Below are 21,919 nucleotides of genomic sequence, written 5' to 3' on the forward strand. Positions count from 1 at the left end.
GGGTAGAAGTTCGGTCAGCAAATAAGTCTAATTGCTGTTCTTTAATCCGATTTTCCATTTCTCCTCTCGGACAATATTGTTTAGTATAAAGTTGAGAAGGCGTAATTTGAGAAGGAGGTAAAGATGTGACGACATGACGAAGCTCTAACCCTTCACTCCCATAAACCACTTTTGTTACCACTCTTCTTTGACGACTCCATGACTTTTCAGTTTGATAGTAGATAGAGCGAAACCAAGTTGCGTTGGGAACTAACTTTCTCACCTCTTCTAAGTCTTCATCCTTAGAGAAAAGACTATCCATCAATTCAGTGACTGGCAATAACTTCTCTTCGTATTCTTTTTTTGCTTTTTCAATAAGATTCGTTGCTTGTAACTTTAATTGGCTATTTGTTGCCATTGCTATCACATAATTTACCCCTTCTTTATCTTCACAAAAATTCATAATTTCTTCACGAGCATAAGCACTATCGCCTCGCACTATTATCTGCGTATTATGCCATTTCTCTCGAATTAAGCCAATAATTCTCTGCAATTCTTCTAATGCTCCTTCGGCTGGGTCTACATTAGAAGGACGTAATCTTGCCACTAATAAATGATGTCCACAGAAGATATACAAAGGGGCATAGCAGACTCCTTTATAATAAGTATTAAAAAATGCGCCTTCTTGACTCCCATGAACTTGGTCATCGGTGACATCCATGTCTAAAATGATTTGTTGAGGAGGGGTTTGATAAGACTCCAAAAAGATGTCTACGAAGGCTTTCTTAATCTCTTCCGGGTTAGCTTCAATACGATGATAGCGAGACTCTTGTTGTTGAAGGATTGTATCGGGGCAATATTCCAGCCGATTCAAGGTACTTTTTCCGGCTAAAATTGCTGATGATGAGTCATCAAAATTGAGCTTTTCTAAGGCAATTGCTAAAGCAGGATCATAGCGTAGTTGGTCATGGTCATTGACATCTTCGTAGCCTAAAGCAATACCATAAACTCTTTGAGCGAGTAATTGATGAACTGTATAATCTATATAGGCTAAATTTCGATGGTCTTGAAAGCATTCAGCAAATCTGGCTGTGATTCTTAGTTTTTTATCTAATTCTGCTAACCAGACAATTCCCGCATCTGACGTGATTCGACCACCGTTAAAGTTAGCAAGAATTTCTTTCCCTTTCTTTTTTCCAAAGTTGAGTGAATGGTCATTCCTTTGAGATAATTTAGCAATCATAAAGTAAAATATTTGACTTTCTCTATAACTAAATTATATCAGGTTTTATGAATTTTATTCTCAATTTAATTGTTAAAATCCTAGTTGAGTTCATCAAGAAAAGTTAATTAGCGTAAACTTTACACTACTTAAACTAAAACGCATTTAAATTGTGTATTCCCTGTTGCCTTTCAAGGTTTTAGGTACCCCAATTTAAATACCGAACAGCTTAATTCTTTTTACTAAAGCTATATGCCAAAAATATGAGCATCAATTTGCTTTTTTTATTAGGTTGAGGAGCATGATTATTCAGAGGCTTGAAGGTGCAACACACTGTTGTGTGCGGCTGGGGGGAATAAATGGGATTAAATCCTTGTCTGGCAAGGTTTTTGTGATTTGCGATCGCGCTTCTTGTGAGAAATGCGGGGTTTAGCGAAGCCATGCCGCAGGCTTTGCATCTTGCTCGCTACTAATGCCCAATTTAAATGCATGACAGCTTAGAGCTGATCAGAGTTCGATGGCAGCCACCCCTACCTAATTGTTTCTCCAGATTTCCGTATTGGGGTGAAATTCCTTCCATCCCAACCACCAGTGTTTTTCGACAATTAAAGTTTGATTGTTTTCTTTTTCCTTTGCCGCCAAGCAGTTTTCTTTTTGATCGTAAACTAACTCCACATTTTTCCCGTTAAAGTTATCTGTGAACTGGGAAATCGTATTTAATTCGGATAGGGGATAAGCCTTAGAAACACCATTGAAGCTTATGCCAAAAACCGTTTCGCGTTGCGGTAATCCTGACAAATCAGCAAATCCGGGCATTGTTACCTTGGGGGTTACGAAATTAAGGGCTTTTAGCATGAGTTCCCTAGAGAGAATCCCGTGTCTGGATTCAAAGCATTTTTCGGCAAACAGCGAATCCGGGTGTTTTCCTCGCCAAACTCCCCACGTTGTATTTTCGCCCGATAACAATTCTAGTTGAGTCCCTTTATAGGTTCCATAAATGCATTCCCCCGTTGCTTGTTGCCATAGACTTTGGGTGTGTTTGTCAATCATGATCATATTCCTTCTCCAGACACCTGCTACTTTAAAATACAAGTGTTGTTTGCCAACCTCGGCTTTAAACGCCAAAGCACTTTGGCAAAGCGCACAATAAGAAATTAGAATAGCTGTGTGTTCGATTTCGTCGTTGATAATATGCCTGGGGATAACCACTTCATCAAGAGGGTAAGCGATTGCTGTTTGTCCTATCGTTAATCCAATTATTCTGGTAGTTTCGTTTATCGTGGTGCATCTTGCCAAAGTTTTATCAACTCGATCAATCTCTGGAAAAAGATAGGTCATGTCGAATAAAAAGGCAAAACCTAGCAAGACAAATGTCATCACGGATAATCCGAAAACCAACCTATTATCTGTATCTTGATAAATGGCAATGGCGGCAAATATCAATGAAAAGCTAGTAAATATTATCCGTTTAACTTCGTAGTTTTGGAAAAACCAAAGCCCTTTGTCGAGTTTGGCAAAAACCGAAATTTGTCTGCCGAATGAGATGGTAAAACCTAGGATAAAAGATACGATTGAATAAATCATAATTTTTGTAAACAAGCCTCAAACCCTTACATAAACGAATGACGTAGCTTGCTTCTCGCTTGCGCGAGTTCTTCACCGTTCACGTTAATTATTGTCCACCTACTTAGAGGAAAAGGGGTAGAAGGGTAAAAGAGGAAAGGCTGAAGGGGTGACAAGCTCTTCGGAAAGGTAGTTAGGATGTCAGGGGTGGGGGTGTCGGGTGTGGGGAAAATCTTCCAAGTGGATTCCTGCACCAGCCGCAAATATGGCGAAACCGGGCTGGGATTAGCTATCTGCAAACAATTGAGTCAAATCATGGGCGGTACGATGTGGGTAGACAGTGAGGCGGGTGTGGGTTATGATATCCTGAATCAGGTTTTGGTGGGCAAGCCGATTCCTGTGAAACCCGCGTCCCTTTCCTCCCAGATTGATCCGCAAATGGCACAGCGTCTACCTGGCGAATTAACGGCTCTTATCGTCATTGTCATTCGTCATACTCCCTTCCTTTGAGCAGCAAGCTACGTCATACTCGCTCCCGAAAATAAGCAAGCCATGTCATTCGTCCAGCCAAAATGTTTATTATAGATAAAGTATTCCATGTTAGAGGATAAAGAGTTCTGACAAGTTGTGCTACTAAATAGACAGAAACGGGTGATTTACCATTAGCTTTTAATCTTTCGCCATTTCCTACAAGAAACGGAATTCAATTAAACTATCCCTGATTTCTTTTGTTTCGACAGCAGCTTTGACGTGATGTCCTCCAATCAAGGGCGCTAGGGCGCATTGCTATGCGCCCCTACCCTCAATCGGCTCACAGCAAAATAACATGGAGCATTCACTCTTTTGGATAAGTAGTCGGACAAAAGAAAACGGTACTGTGTTAAGTTTTGGAAATTGCCCTCAAACCCTTACTGTTCCCTGTGACACACCGAGCGTGTTACCGAGCGGAGTCGAGGTAAGTCGAGGTGTTCCCTGTTCCCTAATCTCAACCGTTAACTTTAATTGTGTCCACCCACTTACGGGAATCAATCGGCTGGATTACTGAAGGACTAATAATGCCAGATTTATTAACAACACTGTTGTATATTCCTCACGGTCATTGCTACTTGTGGCAAACGAATTTAGTTTCCCTACATGTTATTTCGGACGCCTTAATCGCGCTGGCTTATTTTTCAATTCCTGTTACTCTGCTTTACTTTGTTGACCAGCGACAGGATATCCCATTTCCCAGAGTATTTTTCTTATTTGGTGCTTTTATTATTGCCTGTGGGATGACTCACGCTATGGGAGTCTGGACACTTTGGTTTCCAGATTATTGGCTCTCTGGCTTGATTAAAGCGGTTACGGCTTTGGTTTCCTGTTACACGGCGTTAGTCCTGATTCCGCTGATTCCCCAAGCTTTAGCCCTACCCAGCCCCGCTCAACTGCAAGCGGCTAATCAAGCGTTGGAAATGGAAATCCGCGATCGCAAGCAAGCCGAAGCTGAGGTGCGTAGTCTGAATGCTCAACTTGAGGAGCGTGTGAATGAGCGCACCCAGGAATTAACCCAGGTAAATCAGAAGTTAGAACGAGAAATTAAAGAACGTATCCAAGTCGCCGAAGCTCTAGCTGAAGCCGAAGAAAACTATCGCAGTATCTTTGAAAAGGCGGGTTGGGGTATCTTCCAAACCACCCCCGATGGACGGTATCTTAGCGCTAACCCGGCTCTGGCTAAGATTTATGGCTATCCCTCCCCCGAAACCCTAATCAGTCGCCTCACCGATTGTGAACATCAACTCTACGTCGATCAAACCCAACGGGCTGAATTTAAACGCCTGATTCATCAACAGGGTGCTGTCTCTAGTTTCGAGTCCCAAGTATATCGCCAAGACGGGAGGATTATCTGGATTAGTGAGAATACTCGTGCGGTGCGGGATGGGAATGGTGTGCTGCTGTACTATGAAGGATCAGTAGAGGATATTAGCGATCGCAAGCAAGCCGCCGAACAGTTACAAGCCAGTGAGCAAAAGCTACGTCAAATCATTGATCTAGTGCCTCACTTTATTTTCGCCAAAAATTTAGATGGACAGTTTATCCTAGTCAATCAAGCGATCGCGGATGCTTATGGGACGACGGTAGAACACCTGCTCAACCACAAAGACGAAGACTTTATTAAATCTCCCGAACAACTGCGCCGCATTCGCGAAGAAGAACGACAAATTATTCAACAGGGACAACCCAAACACATCCCAGAGGAACGAGTTCCCGATGCTCAGGGTAACATTCGTATCGTGCAAACCACCCGCATTCCTTTCTATGTCACCGGTTCAGCAACCCCAGCAATTTTAGGTATTGCTATTGATATTACTCAACGCAAACACATTGAACAAGAACTGCGAGAAAATGCTGCCATAATTCGCGCTTTATACGAAGTTACAACCGGACAAAATTCTGACTTTGAGCAAAAGCTACAAAACTTACTAGCAATGGGACGCCGCCAGTTTAATCTGGATGTCGGTATTCTCTCTCATATCGAAAACATTGACACCGAGAACGGGCGTTATGAAATCATCGCCGCCCAAATGCCCAATAATTTGAACTTCCAAGGGGTGACTCTTGACCTGAAACAAACCTACTGCGCCGAAATCGTACACGCCAAAAAGCCCCTTTGTATCTTATCCGCTAGCACCAGCCAATGGCACAATCACCCCGGCTTCAAGGTTTTCCAAGTCGAAACCTATATTGGTGTTCCTGTCATAGTTAGCGGACAACTATATGGTACGCTCTGTTTCGTCAGTCTCACCCCCCGACAAACGCCATTCAAAGATATAGAAATTGAACTGTTAAGACTGATGGCGCAGTGGATTGGCGGAGAAATTGAGCGTCACCAGGCGGCACAAGAATTGGCACAAGCGCGTGATGTGGCTTTGGCAGCGACTCGTGCCAAAAGTGAGTTTCTCGCTACGATGAGTCATGAAATTCGCACGCCGATGAATGGGGTGATTGGTATGACTGGACTGCTGTTGGATACGCAGTTAACCCCTCAACAACAGGAATTTGTCACTACGATTCGTCATAGTGGCGATACCTTACTCACCATTATTAATGATATTCTCGACTTCTCCAAGATTGAATCCGGCAAACTGGAGTTAGAAGAAGCCTCCTTTGATCTACAAGTTTGTATTGAAAATTGTCTGGATCTGTTAGCCGCCAAAGCCAGTGATAAAAACTTAGAACTAGCCTATCAAATCACCCCCCAAACTCCCCGGATGATTGTCGGCGATGCGACTCGCTTACGGCAAATTCTGGTCAATCTGTTGAGTAATGCGATTAAATTTACCCAATCAGGGGAAGTGATTGTTTCGGTCAACGCCGAGAAACTCGACTATGAACAATGGGAGCGTCCAAAAACCAAGGCTAGTGATGATTCTCCATCTCCAACCCTATCCATTACTCCCTCGGCGGCTACCCCCCATTACCAGATTCAATTTGCGGTTAAGGATACTGGAATTGGTATTCCCCCAGAACGATTAAACCGTTTATTTCAACCCTTCAGTCAAGTCGATTCCTCAACCACCCGCAAATATGGTGGCACAGGATTGGGACTTGCTATCTGTAAGCAATTGTGCGAAATGATGGGTGGGACAATGTGGATAGAAAGTCAAGAGGATATTGGCTCAACCTTTTACTTCACCCTCGTGGTTCCGGCTGAACCGAGTACCCAACTCAATAGTAATCAGGTTTGTCGCTTAGAACTTGATGGTCAACGCCTGCTGATTGTCGATGATAATGATACCAATCGCAAGATTTTGATGCGCCAAGCTCAAGTCTGGGGGATGGAATGCTATGCGGCGCAATCAGGGGTTCAAGCCTTAGACTGGCTGCATCAGGGAGAACGGTTTGATCTGGCGATTCTCGATATGCAGATGCCAGAGATGGATGGGGTAACATTGGCACAAAAAATTCGTAAGGTTCCCGGTTGTCAAACTCTGCCTCTGGTGATGCTGTCATCTCTGGGTGAGTTGCAAGTCGATACACCTGATGTGAAGCAGACGTTTGCGGGGTTTCTGACTAAACCGATTAAACAGTCTCAACTGTGTGATGTGCTGATGCAAGCGATGGCGGGGATACCGATTAAGGTAAAAGTCCACAGCGCTAAGAAACCAGACATTGACGCCAGGATGGGTGAACGGTTACCCCTACGGATTTTACTGGCGGAAGATAATCCGGTGAATCAGCAGGTAGCGTTGCATCTGCTGCAACGGATGGGGTATCGAGCGGATGTAGCCGGGAATGGGTTAGAAGTCTTAGAAGCGCTACAGCGTCAGCCTTATGATGTGGTGTTTATGGACGTGCAGATGCCAGAAATGGATGGGTTAGAGGCATCCCGGCGCATTTGTCAAGCGTGGTCTGATTTAGATGGGGAGACTCAATCGCAACGTCCGCGAATAATAGCTATGACCGCTAATGCCATGGTCGGCGATCGCGAAATGTGCATCGAGGCAGGTATGGATGATTATATCAGCAAACCTATCCGTATTGAGGAATTGGTTGAGGCGTTAAAGAAAGCAGGGGGTGTAGGGGCGGGTTTTACCAATACCCTTGCGGAGAAAACCTCTAACTTAACTAAACCCGCCCTAGCTGGGGAAGCTGGGGAAGCAGAGGAAGCAGAGGAAGCTGGGGAAGCTGGGGAAGCTGGGGAAGCAGAGGAAGCTGGGGAAGCAGAGGAAGCAGAGGAAGCAGAGGAAGTTAGGCGTTCTATTGATACAACTCCATCGGATAATACCCAGGCGGCGGGATTAGATGTATCCAATAAACCCGTGTTTGATCCCGTCATTTTTCAACAATTACGGGAGATGCTCAACCAAGAGGAGATATTAGCCGAAGTGATTCAGCACTATCTAGAGGATACTCCTAAACTCTTACAAGACTTGTCCGATGGGATCACCCAGGGAGAAACTGAACTGGTGACGCGAACTGCTCATACGTTGAAATCCAGCAGTGCGATGGTAGGAGCCACACGTCTGGCTCATTTATGTCAGGAGTTAGAAGCCAAGGCGAAGCGTGAGAATCGTGAAGCGACAGCCGTGTTATTCTCCCAGATTAAGGTTGAATATGAACCCGTGAAAACAGTTTTATTAGAACACAAACCCGAACTTTAGTTGGTAGTAGGGAACCTTAGCCCTAGATTCTGTTGGGTTGAGCGAAGTCGAAACCCAACCTACAACTATTCCACTCTTTTGGTATAGTAATCGTTATGACCACAGACTTAACTGATCCAACACTTGATCAAGCGATCGCGTATTTAACCACACCTTCTGCCCAACCCCCTACACCGGAGGCTGTGGTTAAGGCGCTGTTAACCGCCGAGAAGACAGCCAAACAGACGAAAGTACGCCATAGCTATTCCCAATTGCTGGGAACATGGCGATTAGGGTTTATCACCGGAACCAAACGCTCTCGTCAACGTGCTGGCGTGGTTTTGGGTGCGGGACGGTTTTTGCCGAAATGGGTAAAAATTCAGTTATCCTACTCCCCCTCAGAAGCCAGTCAAGAGCAAGGAACAGTCGTCAATTCAGTACAACTGGGATCTCTGCACCTGGTTGTCACAGGACCCACTCAGTTTTTTGCCAAGACAAATATTCTCGCCTTTGATTTCACCCGCATGAACGTGTCATTATTTGGCTTAAAATTGTATAACGGATATATTCGCGGCGGTCAAGAGCGAGAGGCTTCTTTTTATGATAAACCGTTAAAAGATAAGGCATTTTTCACCTATTTCCTCGTTGAGAATCGGGCAATTGCAGCAAGAGGACGCGGTGGCGGGTTAGCATTGTGGACAGCATCGTAGGGACGGGTTTAGGAACAATTGTAGGGGTGGGTTTAGGAACTCGATTAACTTGTTACCCATAACGTATCAACAAAACCCGCCCTACCTCACCCCTAACTATTCCAAACCAGAAAATAATGCTGTCCAATCAATTTTAGTCGGTCTTGTGCCTTTATTCACTAACTCAAAAACCTTCCCCTCTGTCACCGGGTTATCGATACATTCCACACAAGCGGCGGCTACATCAATTCGACTGGTTTCACCGTTTAGGGTATCACCTGTCCCCACAACCACACCTAATTTGCCGTTAGTTTTTGCCTTCAATAGCGTGTTTAAATCATAGGAAGTGTAGGGTCCATCAATGAGCCGTGCGGGGCGAATAATTGTGTAGGGTAACCCCGAATTAATAATAGCTGATTCCCCCTTTTCTTTGGCATCCAGTACACCAAAAGCATTCAAAAGATTGAAGGGGGGTTTATCTTTCCGCAAAACACCACAGGAGGAGATAAACACAAATCGGTTTAAATCCTTGGGCGCTGCATTGACTAAATTACTAACTCCTTGAGCATCCACTTGTTCAGGACTATTGCGAGCATGAGTCTGGCGATAGTCGGCATCCAGATAAATCTTACCCCATTCAACTAAATTTCCTAACCCCTCCCCTTGATCCATGGTGTCGAAATCCCACTTATTAGAGGGTAAGGCGGTGGTTCCAGTACAACAGATAATGTGAGTAATAGTCTGTGTGGCGGGAGGGAGAGTAGTTGGCTGACGGATATCGCCAATGGCAATTTCTACCTGGTTATCAAACATCGTCCGGGCTTTTTCGGCGCTGCGAGTGAGTACGCGCACGGTAAAGCCTTTCTCTAGGAGTTTGGCAACAGTTAATTGTCCCACTCCGCCTGTGGCTCCGGCGACGAGTACCCGTTCTTGAGTTCTGGCTGCTGGTGAAGTCATGATGGGCTATCCTCCTTGGATACTGTACCTTAGAACCGGGAATAGAGCAATGCGATCGCGGTTAATTAGCTAAGCTGTTCGGCATTTAAACCTTAATGTCAATAATGACGAAATCCTTGTAGTGCGTTTAGCGAAGCCATGCCGCAGGCTTTAGCGAAGCCATGCCGCAGGCTTTGCATCTTGCTCGCTACTAATACCCAATTTAAATGCATGACAGCTTACCATTAAATTGAATATTTTTATGATCTCTGTGTCGGTTGGCTTGATTTGAGGAAAACCTAGCTTAAATCAAGATTAAAACGTCAATGTAACTCGGATAGTGCCGACATAAATTGCATCATTATCGCCGTTGTGTTCTGGATTAGTAATCACAAAGACTCCTGGAGTAATCGAGATATCGTCATTAAGCGGAAAACGGTAAAATGTTTCTAGATGTAACGCTGTATCCCGATCCTCAAAATCCGCGCCCAGTTCATTATTAAGAATCTTCGGCGGTTGACCAATTAGAATACCTACCAAACTATCTTCTTTGCCAAAATCTGGCAAAGCCAACAACATCGACCAGGTAATGATATTAGCATTAGGTTGATTGGGTAAGTCATTAGCTTGCGCTTGAATTAAACCCACTCGCCCGCCTAAAATAAATCCTGGATTGACTCGTATAGAGGCTTCAGCGGCAAAAGAGTTAGCTGTTACGTCTTCAGTCTCGCGATTAAACGGATCACTGGTTAATTCGCTACCAGTTCCCGTATTAAAACTATTTGAGGAACGGGTGTATGTGAAACTTAAAGAGGCGATGTCACTAGGTTGCCAGGTTAATTGCGCGATCGCAGCATAAGTATCATTGCCCAAAATCCCATTATCGGCTTCATTGGCATCAATGGCAACATAGCCCAAGGATAGATTAACAGACTCCCCCAAGTTCTGAGAAATGCCAATTCCCGCCCCTTCTCCTTGACGACGGATGGGATTTTCTCGCCCAAAGGTGGAAATGGAACCATCCCCACTTCCGCTAAATAGAGGGTTGACGGTGGGGATTAAATCGCCTAACCCGATTCCTACTGTACCCAGACTCACTTGGGTTTGGGGAGTGACTAAAAATCGGTACTCTAATTCATCAAGTTCGACTTCATTGTCATCCTTTCCATCAAACCCTAAGTTTGCCATTTGTGTCCCTGTGGCTTCGGCAAATTCGGGAATATCACGACCTTGCAAACGGATTTGTAGTCTATCTTTTCCGGTAAAACTGGTTTCTAAGGTGAGGCGAACTCGATTGCCAAAGGTGAGATTATTGTCAATGGTTTCACCACTTCCATCAGCTTTTTTTGTCCCCTGAACTCCACTAAACGCAAGAATCACCTCTCCTTCTAATTCGGTGGTGGGAGAAAATTGCCGAGATTCTAATTGAGTTGTGCGATTTTCTAGGCTGTATACCCGTTCTGCAAGTAGGTTTAATTCAGTAGAAAAATCTTGTTGTAACCGTTGCAGTGTTTTTAGATCAGTTTCGGCAACGGGGTTGGTTGTACTGTTGATATTTTGTTCGTAAACGTAATCTAGACAAGCCTTTAATCCAGCGGCAAATTCATAGCGAGTCAGGGTTTGATTGCCGCGATAGGTGTTATTAGGATATCCGCTGAGACAACCATAGCGGTCAATGAGCGATCGCAATGCCTGAAATGCCCAATCATCAGCACTGACATCGGCTAGCTGAGATACAGGTGTGACGGTGTTCATGTCACTATGGGTGAGTTCCTTTGATCGTGAATAATTAGAGTCAATATCGGTTGTCAGAAACTCATTGGCTAGGGTAGTATGTGTTCCTATTAAAGGACAAACTAATACAATCATTAAAAGCCCTAGTTTTTGATATAAAATTTGTCCGATCATCTTTTATTTGAGACGTTGTTCACACAGTTCTAATAAAGATTCGGTAAATTGACACCGATCTGGAAACTGAGTGCTGATGTAAATATGTCGCACTAAGGTTAAGGTTGTATAAGACTGAATCGCTGGACGAAGGGCTTCACCTGCAAGCTGAATAAATCTCTCCGCTAACGCATTTTCTCGATCCACTAAGGCTTCGGGATTGCCTAAAGTTCGCAAACTTTGCTCGGTGATATGTCCAATAAAGTTACCAATATCTAAGCCGGGATTGCCTTGACAATATAAGTCCAAATCCAGTAAATAAAGGCGATTGTTATCGACAAGAATTTGGTCAGGATAAAAGTCGCGATGAATACCCAGAAGTTGTGGTTCTGGGGTTATTGCTGCCACGCGATCGCACGCCACTAAAATTTGCTTTAAACGGGTTTCCCACTGGGGTTTGAGTTGAGACACTAGGGGCAGACGTTCGTGCAAAATTCGCAGTTCATCGGCTATGGTGTGGCGGCGCTGGGGCGGAATTTTGGCTTGATGTAGTTTATAAATGGCTTCGGCAATGTGTTTAGCTAGGGTAATTCCTTGGGGTTGGGGGAGTAATTTTGTGGCGGTGACTCCGGGGACTTTGCGCTGAAGCCACATCTGAAAGTCGGGAATTATGGCGATAGGTTCGGGGATACTAATTCCATCGTTACTATTATCGGTAAATCCTTTCTGCCAAAGGGCTTGGTTGAGTTGATAGCTTTTAAAATCAGTGCCTTTTGCCCGTACTTTACCGAGCAGGGTGATGGGAATGGTGGAATGATTGGGATGGGTTAGGTTGTATTCTATTAAGCAGCGACGTCCGGGTTTGTAGCGAATGACTTTAATCGCACAAAGGTTGCTTTTCTGAAGGGGTTGTGGTAGGTTTTTGGTGAGTTCTTGCTGGACGGTGATTGGGTTAAGGGCTGCGGTAAGGAATGACAGGTTTGGATCGGTGGTGATGTTGAATGGATCGATTACGGGAATGGTCATGGAGTTGACGATTTTAAATGGAAATTAGTGGTGTCGAAATGATGTTTTTTTAACGCAGAGGGGCGCAGAGGTAAGCGCAGAGGGGCGCAGAGGTTTTGGGGGATTTGGATGATGGGTTGGGGGATTTGGAGGATGGGTTGGGGGATTTGGAGGAATTATGGGACATGAGAGGGGTTCTGTGTCAATTGTTATTATTTTGTTGTATCCTTGTCGCCATATTTTCCTATCTGCCTAATACTTATTCAACCGCCCCTAAGTAGTCGGACAAAAGAAAATGGCACTGTACTAAGTTTTGTCAATAGCTCTCAAACCCTTACAAAGGACAAAGGACAAATGACAAATGACAAATGACAAATGACGAATGACGAATGACGAATGACGAATGACGAATGACGAATGACGATCTCCACCGTTAGCTTTTATGGTGTTCACCTACTTATTTCTTGCTTTTTGTTTTCTCTATCGGCTGGAGATTGCATCTGATATAAGCTGGTATATTTTTTATTGAGTTGGATTAATTGGGAGTGGGTTCCTTGTTCTAGGATTTGTCCGTTTTCCATGTAGAGAATTAAATCAGCATGAGCGGCGAGGGTTAAGTCATGGGTGATGAGAAAGGTGGTGCGGTTTTTGGCTACGCTTTCTAGGGCGGTAATCACGGCTTTTTCGTTATGTTTGTCTAAACCTGTGGTGGGTTCATCGAGGATGAGAATTGGGGCTTGGCGAATGGCGGCTCGGGCGATGGCTAAACGTTGACGTTGTCCCCCGGAGAGGGTAGAGCCTCGCTCGCCTAAGATGGTGTCGTAGCCTTGGGGAAGTGCTTCGACAAATTCGTGAGCATTAGCAAGACGCACGGCTGCTTTAATCTGGGCGTGGGTAGCATCGGGTACTCCATAAGCGATGTTTTCCCAAACGGTGGCGGCAAAGAGTATACTGTCTTGCATGACGACACTAATTTGAGTTCGTAATGATTTGAGGGTATAGTCACGAATATCTCGTCCATCAATCATGACTCGCCCTTCAGTGGGGTCATACAAACGCAAAAGTAGGCTCAAGAGTGTTGATTTACCACTCCCGGAAGTACCCACGAGAGCCACTTTTTGTCCGGGTTTTATGTCTAATTCAATGGCTTTGAGTAAGGGATTTCCGGGTTGATAGGCAAAGCTAACACAATCAAATCGGACATATCCTTTAAATGGAGGCGCGACAATGGCAAAGGGGGAATCGCTAATCTCTGGTGTTTCATCTAAAATGTCTAAAACACGCTCCCCAGAGGCGACTGCTTTTGATAGTCGCCCGGTATATTTGGCGAAGTTTTGTATAGGTTTAAAGGCTTGTTTGAGATAGGTTAAGAAAACGAGAACATCGCCAGGGGTTAGAGCATCTCGTAATGTCAGTTTTGCACCATACCACAAGACAATAGCTGTACCAATGGCGATGACGACATCCACAGTACGTTCTAAGCTAGCGGATAAGCGTTGGGTTTTCACGCTTTCTTTGAGACTGCGGTGATTGGCTTGGGAGAAGACATTGGCGAAGGCGTCTTGCAGGGAAAGGGCTTGTACTAATTTAATTGCGCCAATTGATTCGGCTAGAGTGGCGGCGACAGCCCCCTCACGCCAACGTTGCTGACGCGAGGCTTGCTGGATTCGCTCACTTAGACGGGTGGCGGCAAACCAAAAGAAGGGTAAGGTAATTAATGCTAGTAATGTTAGATCGCGATCGATCCAAATCATGATTCCAATCATACCCAAGAGTGTCATAATGCTGACGAGAAGGGGCATGATGGCGGTGAGGACAATTTCTTGTAATCGGGTGGTATCGGTGCTGATTCGCACTAATAAATCACCACTTCTGGCTTTGGTATGGTAGGAGAGAGATAGGCATTGAAGATGGCGATAGAGTTGTTCGCGAATTTCGGTTAAGATGCGGCTACTGGCTAGGGCTAAACTCACGGTACTCCAGTAAGATGCTATTGCTCGTAGTGCGGTGATGGCGATTAACCCGAAAGCCGATAGGGTTAGCAATGTTACTGGATCAAAACGATTGAGAATACTAATGTTTTTATCGGGTGCATTAATTAAAATATAGTCAAAAACAAATTTCAGGGGCCACGGTTCAAGTAATCGTAATACTACCTCAGCGAATAGAGCGAATCCCGCTGTGATTAAGAGTAAACTTTGTTTCTGAAGATAGGGGGAGAAGCGATGTAATATTCGCCAAAAACTAGGGATGGATTTTTGTGTCATTTGTCTTATGTCATTCGTCATTCGTCATTTGTCATTTGTCATTTGTCATTCGTCATTTGTCATTGGAAAAATATTGCTTCATCTCCCCCATCTTCCCTATCTCCCCCATCTTCCCTATCTCCCCCATCTCCCCCATCTTCCCTATCTCCCCTATCTCCCCTATCTCCCCTATCTTCCCCATCTCTTCTACTCCCCCTGCCATACCTGCGATTTCTAATAGACGTTTCGCGATCGCATCCCAGGTATGATGGTGCTGTATTGTCTGTCTGGCGGCTTTTCCTAGCTGTTTGCCCCATTCAGGATTATGGTAGAGGCGCTCTAGGGTGGCGGCTAAGGCTACGGCGTCGCCTGGAGGACACAATAACCCATTAATTTCATCCTCAATTAATTCTCTCAATTGTCCAATACGACTCGCCACCACAGGTAATCCGGCTGCCATGTATTCATAGACTTTTAAGGGTGAAAAATAAAAGTCAGATTGGTGCGGATAAGGAGCAACGGCAACAGTCATTTTTGCTAAAAGTTTAGGGATGGTATCAGGAGTAACGGCTCCGGTAAAATGAGTCACCTCTAATAATTCGCGTGCTGATAATTCTGTGACTAAATTATCCCGTTCGGGTCCATCCCCAACAATTAATAGTCGCGTATTCTCATACTTTTGATGTAGGGTGTCAAAGGCTTCGACTAAAACCGATAATCCATGCCAAGGCTTGAGAGTGCCAACAAATCCCACGGTGAATGGTTCCGGCTGAATCGATAAGGCTGATTCAATATCAACGGAAAAACGATCTGGGTTAACGCCATTAGCAATCACATACACTCGTTTACTTACTCCCGGATATGTTTCTATATAAGTCTTAATTTCTTCAGACACGGCAATAATTGCACTGGCTGTACTAAACACTTGCTGTGCCACTTGTTCCGCCAGCCTGCGATTGACTAAACCCCGATGTTTTGCCTGTTCTTCAATTAAGGGAGCATTGACTTCTAAAATCCCTGGTATTCCCATAGACTTGGCATAATCCATTCCGGTAAAACTCCAGAGCGAGTAACGCTCATAAACTAAGTTGAAAATACCGTTATTTTCCAGTGCTATACGTAGATCAAGGTTAGCAGATAGGGCAGCTTGTTCACGGGCAGCTATTTCGCCTTTGGGAATAGAGGGTAAACAATGAACAATGACATCGGCTAAATCCGGTGGCGGCTCACCACCAATTCGTGTGGCAAATAACTCAACCTGTATTCCTAGTTTTAGCCAAGCACGAATTACCTCCTGAACATGAATCGAGCAACCTTTTTGACCAAAAACTGGAATACCTGGATCAGCGCAAATGTAAGCAATTCGCATATTTTATAGTCTCAACAAACGATAAACAACTAGCTTTATTTTTAACCCTATTTTCCCTCAATTATCCCTGTGTTATGGATAAAAAAAATAGGTCTGTAGGGGCGGGTTTCACCACTTAACTTTATTTTTGACCCTAATGTTACTAAACCCGCCCTGAATCAGGGATAAAAAAAATAGGTCTGTAGGGGCGGGTTTTACCACTTAACTTTATTTTTGACCCTAATGTTACTAAACCCGCCCTGAATCAGGGATAAAAAAAATAGGTCTGTAGGGGCGGGTTTTACCACTTAATTTTATTCTTGACCCTGATGTCACTAAACCCGCCCCGTCTCAAGTCTGGAATAAAAGGGTTATTTGACAAATGACAAGATATCCTGTTTGGTAACGCGATCGCTCAACCCAACCTACTTATACATTTTGTGCAAAACTAACATTATCATGTTGATTATTTGGCGATATTTGATTAGAGACAACTGGAGAAGACTGTAACTTATCTTGATTAACGACTTGATTAAAAATAGTCCGCAAAACCGCAGTATTACGATAAATGTCAAACTCTGACTCCATCAATTGCCGCGCTTTAGTTGCCAGTTTTACCCGTAAACTGGAATTAATCAGTAAGCGTTCTAGGGCATTTGCCAACGCCTGAGAATCATGTTGAGCCACCATCAATCCCGTCTCTTCATGACGCACAACTTCAGGAATTCCGGTTACATCAGTAGCCACACAAGGCGTACCCAGCGCCATCGTTTCCAGTAAAACCGTTGGTAAACCCTCACGATTTCCATCGCTACCAATAATATAAGGTGCAGCAAATACAGCCGCATTCTGGATATGCTCAAAGACTTCATTTTGAGGACGCGAACCAATAATTTCAACCTTTGATTCTAAACCAAGGCGTTGAATTTGCTCTCGTAGATTTGCTGCTAATGAACCTGAGCCAATAATTTGACAGTGAAACAAACAGCCGCGATGGGCAAGAATCGAACAAGCGTCAATTAATACAGAAACCCCTTTTTTCTCCACCAATCGACTGACTGAAAGAATAGTGGGTGGGCGTTCTTGGGGAGATTTATACCCCAACTGGTTTAAATTCAAGCCATTATAAATGCGCTGTATAGGGGCTGCGGCTGCACCATACATCTGTTGTAAATACTTGAGATTATAGTCACTAACCGTAATCACACTTGCCGCATCTTGTAGCTTCCGTTTCATGTCTTCCGGTTCGACACTTTCATGGAAAATATCCTTAGCATGAGCCGTGAAGGTATAAGTAATTCCGGCAAAGTGGGCAGCCAAACGAGCGACACTGGTTGCCACTGTACCAAAGTGGGCGTGGAGATGACTAATATTTTTTAACCGTACCTCTCGTGCTAACCAGGCGGCTTGATAAACGGTACTGGCTTTTTCTCCTTGAGCCAACTCTAATTTTGTCCAAAAATCGGGGATAATTTTACTGGCTTCCTGAAGTTCTGCCCAGAAGAAGCTAGCGGCTGTTGGGTTAAGGCTATTGAGAGATTCGCTAACTCGCCCTTGGATGGGTTTACGAATATAGTAAACGGGAGCACGAACTTGGGAAATAATATTTTGAAAATGAGTTTCCGCCGGAGGGCGTAGGGCAAATATTTCGATCTCTAATCCAGCGGCTTCATGGGCTAAAATTTCATTGACGACGAATGTTTCTGAGTAGCGTGGATAACGCTTGAGAACATAACCAACGCGGTTTAATTGTGTGGAAAGCATCATTCTTATGGGGGATTAGGTAAAATTTGAATATGTAGGGGCGGGTTTAACCGATAACGTTTCTACTCAAACCATTAACTGAACTAAACCCGCCCCAACCAAGTCCGATAGTTTCTACATCAACAAATGACTCTTGACAAATGACTCTTGACAAATGACAAATGACTCTTGACAAATCTAATTTCTGATTCAAGAATTACGAAACATTAGCCATGGAAATAACTGGGGAATCAACAACAGATTCGAGTAAATGAGGTAAACGTGCCAGCCCATGGAAATCGATGCGATCGCGTCGATGTGTCGATGTTCCCATTGTCCCCGATAGCCATTCCCTTAAAGCGGTGGGCGTGACATTATCGGGATGCAGCATATCAACTAATCCCAAATCCTGTAACCGTTTAGCCCGAATTAACTGTTCCTGGCGCGGTTTAACTCGGGGTACAATCAGCGCGGGTTTGTCAAAGGAAAGAACTTCATACGTGGTGTTATAGCCACCCATCGTAATCACACAATCCGCCCGATCTAACAGTTGGGTGGGTTCAGCCAGAAACTCCAACACTCGCAAACGGGGATGTTTTGCCGCGATTTGGTATAAGTGTTGACGCACAGGAAGGGGCATAAATGGACCGGTTAAAATCACCCCGTTGGTGTCTGGAGGTAAAGGGGTTTGGGCAAAGGTTTCCGCCAGCTTATCCCCATCTTGCCCACCGCCAACCATACACAGCGCCAGCCGCCCAGGGGGGAGGTTCAGTGTGGCTAAGGGATCAACGTCGGGAGTATCCACAAATTCCAGTCGTTTGCGCTGATCAAAACAACCGGTATAACGCACCTTTGCGGCTATATCGGGGGAAAATTGACAATCCTCAACCAGATCTGAGATTCTAGGATCACCGTAAATCCACACCGCATCATAATACTTACGAATGATTTCTTCATTCTCTGCTTGCTGCCATTCCTGCTGTACTTTTATCGGATCATCAAGCACATCCCGTAAACCTAAAACACAACGAGTATCTGTTTGAGTATGCAAATACTCTAGGGTTAAATCTAATTCTCGAATTGCCCCCCGTGGCACATTATCGACAATGAAGACATCGGGTTGAAAGGATTCGACAGTCGCCCGAATAATATTAGCGCGAAGATTGACAATGTGCTGAAGCGACAGATCTAAGCGACGGGATTGATATTCTCCATTGGTTCCTTTATGCAGGGCGGGAAGTGCCACATAATCTACACCATCAGGAATGTGCAGATTACTTGCCTCACTCATGCCACTAATCAGTAGAATGTCCGTGGGTAAAGCAGACTGGGCAAGGGTTTGAGCCATTAACAAATTGCGTCGCTTATGACCCAAACCCATCGTATCATGGGAGTACAACACCACCCGCAATTTCTGAGTTCTGGCGCTATTCGGTTGGACAATCGCTGGAGATAGATGGGAAAACCACCCCGTATGAGCAGCATCAGTCGCACGACTTGTTCGTTCTCTGAAATGAAGATGCTGTGCAATTTCAGCGGTTTTAGATTCAAAACTGGCGGCTCTTGCTCTATTCAAAAAACGTTCAATTGTGCGCGTTTGTGCTATCATTATTGTCTCCTGATGCTCCAAAATGTGGTGTCTTGTGATTGATGTATCCTTTAGGCGAGCAGGATGATAAAATTGAGGCTTTCCCCTAAAATTTATCTTGCTTTCTGGTGTCTTAACTTTAATTTAATAAACTGCCGTGAAAACAAGGTGATACTTTTATGAGAACTCTTTCATGTTTGTGATTAAGAAGGGAATAGAGAACGGGGAACGGGGAACGGGGAGAGACTTGACTGCCCATAAACGAAAAGAGACGTTGAAGATAACGTCTCTAGATTTATCGGAAAAAATTATGATGATTATTAGGATAACTAATGATTTTGTCCCAGCGCCGCGTCTAATCAAGTACGGAGGCGATAACCCATGCCTCTAACGGTTTCAATTAAGTCACTGCCTAATTTTTTACGTAAATAACCGATATAAACATCAACAATATTAGAACCCGGATCATAATCATACCCCCAAACATGACTGAGTAACTGCTCTCGGCTCATCACTTGTCCGGGATGGCGTAACAGGGTTTCTGCGAGGGTAAATTCGCGGGCGGAGAGTTCAACACGTTGACCCTTAACCCGAACCCGACGAGTCCGCAAATCTAAACTAACATGACCGATGGTAAGTACCATCTCCTCCTTGGTTTTCGGCAAATGGTTATTCCGCAACCGCAAGCGCACCCGGGCTAAAAGTTCTTCAAACCGAAAGGGTTTGGTCATGTAATCATCAGCCCCTCCCTCTAATCCAGCAACTTTATCACGGATGTCATCACGGGCGGTGAGAATTATAATCGGGATTTGTTCCCCCTGACCCCGTAACTCCTCTAGCACTTGTAAACCATCTTTACCGGGGAGTCCCAAATCCATAATCATCAGGTCAAATTCGTGGGAGAGTGCCATATCCAGCGTCTCCCCCGCATCTATGGCTACGCTGGTAGTAAATCCTTTAGCCCGCAGCCCTTTTTCCAGAAATGAGGCAATCCGGGGTTCATCTTCAGCAATTAGAATTCGATTCATGAGGTAGATTATCCTGTTTTGGCTCTAGGGGAAGAACAATCGTAAATTGAGCGCCAGCACCCAGTCGGCTGTTGAGTTTCACCTCACCCCGATGCGCCTGGGCGATCGCTTGAACGATAGACAAGCCTAAACCCGCGCCTTCAGAACGACGGCGGCTGTTGGGGAGTCGAGCAAACCGCTCAAAAATCCGCTTTTGGTTAGCTGAGTCAATTCCTTTTCCAGTATCGCGAACCCAGAAATAGGCATTGTGGCGATCGCTCGCGGAACCCAAGGCGATTTGATCTCCCGCCTCGGTATGTTGGGTGGCGTTTTCAGCCAGGTTCGTGATCGCTTGCGTCAGACGCTGACGATCAGCGACAATTTGACCAGACGCGATCGCATCCAATTGCCAGTCTCGCTCAGCTAAGGCTTTGGCTTTAGCAAAAAGTTCCTCGGTGAATGAGTCAATATCTATGATTTCAACCTGTAAAAAATCGCGCCATTCGGCTTTCGCTAACAGGAGTAAATCATTGACAAATCGGTTCATCCGATCCAATTCATCCAAGACTAATTCCAGAGTTTCCTGTTGTGCTTTTGGGTCATCGTCCCATAATTCCAGATGACCTCGGATAATCGTGATCGGTGTCCGCAATTCATGACTTGCATCATTGATAAAATTTCGCTGGCTAGTAAACGCCCGATGCAGACGATCCAGCATTTGATTCAGCGTAGTAGTCAGTTCGGCAATTTCACCCGTACCTTGTATAGGAATGCGTTGCGTCAGATCCGTTTCACTAATCGAACGCGCCGTTTCTGTAACCGAACGTAGAGGGGCGAGTACCCGTCCAGCAGCGATCCAAGCCACAATAGACGCAACCACCATCACAACCAACGTTACTTTAACAATCACCCAAACGACTTCATTCACTTCTTCCTTTTCATAGGCAATCACATTAGCGACAATAAATAGTCCCCGAATTTCTCCGCCAATTTCCACTGGTTCGGCATAGTAAAGAATCGGACCAACTGATGTTTCTTCCAGACCTTTTGCAGATTGAGTCAGATTCATCCAACGTTTAAGTAGCCGTGCATCCGGTTGCAGCGGGTCAGGTAATGCTGTCGGACTAGATTGGTAGAATTGACCATCAATAATAGTCAGCAGAAACTCACCATCATTGGGAATATTACGGGATAGAAAAACCTCAAATAAAGCCGCCAAATTATCGCCAAACGGTTGACCAGTCAAAGGGTTTTTCCCTTGTTGGAACAATCGCTGGAACTCCTGCACCTCTTGGTTTAGAGAACTATCAATTCGTTTGTACGCCTCTTCAAATAGAACTTGACGGATCAGCCCAACTGATGTACCCGTAAAGCAAACCATTAGTAAGACGTACCAGGCAAGAAGACGAGTTCGTGCTTCCCAAAACAGATTACGCCAACCCCAACACCCTTCAGTTTTACTCGCCTCATGATTTTGATCAGGTTTGGCTGAGGCGAGGTTGTTACCCAACTTAGTCACGGTTTCCTCGTGGTTCGTGAGTTATCTCAACACCTGATGTTGATCTTAGCGAATATGTTCCTGACTC

14 protein-coding genes are annotated in these 21,919 nt (G+C 44.7%); 3 read left to right on the top strand and 11 right to left on the bottom strand.

The window, feature by feature from the left end; all coding sequences use genetic code 11:
* Together RID53_RS05055 and RID53_RS05060 are read right to left on the bottom strand one after the other, a co-directional pair.
* Positions 1-1,222 (bottom strand): IS1380 family transposase (locus RID53_RS05055; RefSeq protein WP_446387085.1); only part of this gene is annotated, 1,222 nt, incomplete at its 3' end.
* 513 nt (positions 1,223-1,735) lie between these two features.
* Positions 1,736-2,785 carry a DUF3179 domain-containing (seleno)protein gene (locus tag RID53_RS05060; protein WP_446387086.1) on the bottom strand — a complete coding sequence of 350 codons (1,050 nt, stop codon included), beginning with the start codon at positions 2,783-2,785 and terminating at the stop codon, positions 1,736-1,738.
* Between the two features lie 177 nt (positions 2,786-2,962).
* Between RID53_RS05060 and RID53_RS05065 the strand changes: the two genes are divergently transcribed.
* The 3 genes from RID53_RS05065 (at position 2,963) to RID53_RS05075 (ending at position 8,594) form a co-directional block, all read left to right on the top strand.
* Entirely contained in the window at positions 2,963-3,274 is a 312-nt protein-coding gene (locus tag RID53_RS05065; protein ID WP_446387087.1) for an ATP-binding protein, read from the top strand.
* Positions 3,275-3,819: 545 nt separating this feature from the next.
* The gene (locus RID53_RS05070; protein WP_446387088.1) at positions 3,820-7,905 is read left to right on the top strand and encodes a response regulator; all 4,086 of its coding nucleotides are present in this window, start codon (positions 3,820-3,822) and stop codon (positions 7,903-7,905) included.
* A gap of 95 nt (positions 7,906-8,000) precedes the next feature.
* A complete protein-coding gene (locus tag RID53_RS05075) occupies positions 8,001-8,594 on the top strand; it encodes a hypothetical protein (RefSeq protein ID WP_446387089.1) in 594 nt (197 codons plus the stop codon).
* Positions 8,595-8,690: 96 nt separating this feature from the next.
* On the opposite strand, the gene RID53_RS05080 is transcribed toward RID53_RS05075, so the two are convergent.
* From RID53_RS05080 to RID53_RS05120, 9 genes are all read right to left on the bottom strand, one after another.
* Positions 8,691-9,530 carry an SDR family oxidoreductase gene (locus RID53_RS05080; RefSeq protein WP_446387090.1) on the bottom strand — a complete coding sequence of 280 codons (840 nt, stop codon included), beginning with the start codon at positions 9,528-9,530 and terminating at the stop codon, positions 8,691-8,693.
* Positions 9,531-9,824: 294 nt separating this feature from the next.
* Complete coding sequence (locus RID53_RS05085) at positions 9,825-11,264, bottom strand: iron uptake porin (protein WP_446387091.1); 1,440 nt, start codon at positions 11,262-11,264, stop codon at positions 9,825-9,827.
* A gap of 156 nt (positions 11,265-11,420) precedes the next feature.
* Complete coding sequence (locus RID53_RS05090) at positions 11,421-12,422, bottom strand: phosphotransferase (RefSeq protein WP_446387092.1); 1,002 nt, start codon at positions 12,420-12,422, stop codon at positions 11,421-11,423.
* Between the two features lie 428 nt (positions 12,423-12,850).
* Positions 12,851-14,689 carry an ABC transporter ATP-binding protein gene (locus RID53_RS05095; RefSeq protein ID WP_446387093.1) on the bottom strand — a complete coding sequence of 613 codons (1,839 nt, stop codon included), beginning with the start codon at positions 14,687-14,689 and terminating at the stop codon, positions 12,851-12,853.
* 31 nt (positions 14,690-14,720) lie between these two features.
* Positions 14,721-16,016: a glycosyltransferase family 4 protein gene (locus RID53_RS05100; protein WP_446387094.1), complete on the bottom strand. Its 1,296-nt coding sequence runs from the start codon at positions 16,014-16,016 to the stop codon at positions 14,721-14,723.
* A 408-nt stretch (positions 16,017-16,424) separates the two neighbouring features.
* Entirely contained in the window at positions 16,425-17,759 is a 1,335-nt protein-coding gene (locus tag RID53_RS05105) for a glycosyltransferase (protein ID WP_446387106.1), read from the bottom strand.
* Positions 17,760-17,955: 196 nt separating this feature from the next.
* Positions 17,956-19,347: a glycosyltransferase family protein gene (locus RID53_RS05110; protein WP_446387095.1), complete on the bottom strand. Its 1,392-nt coding sequence runs from the start codon at positions 19,345-19,347 to the stop codon at positions 17,956-17,958.
* A gap of 338 nt (positions 19,348-19,685) precedes the next feature.
* A complete protein-coding gene (locus tag RID53_RS05115; RefSeq protein WP_446387096.1) occupies positions 19,686-20,354 on the bottom strand; it encodes a response regulator transcription factor in 669 nt (222 codons plus the stop codon).
* On the bottom strand, positions 20,332-21,843 hold the full coding sequence (locus RID53_RS05120) for a sensor histidine kinase (protein WP_446387107.1): 1,512 nt from the start codon (positions 21,841-21,843) through the stop codon (positions 20,332-20,334). Before RID53_RS05120 ends, RID53_RS05115 begins: the two co-directional genes overlap by 23 nt.
* Between the last annotated feature and the right edge of the window lie 76 nt (positions 21,844-21,919).

Source organism: Coleofasciculus sp. B1-GNL1-01 (assembly GCF_040220235.1).
In the GTDB taxonomy this organism is placed as follows: domain Bacteria; phylum Cyanobacteriota; class Cyanobacteriia; order Cyanobacteriales; family Coleofasciculaceae; genus Coleofasciculus.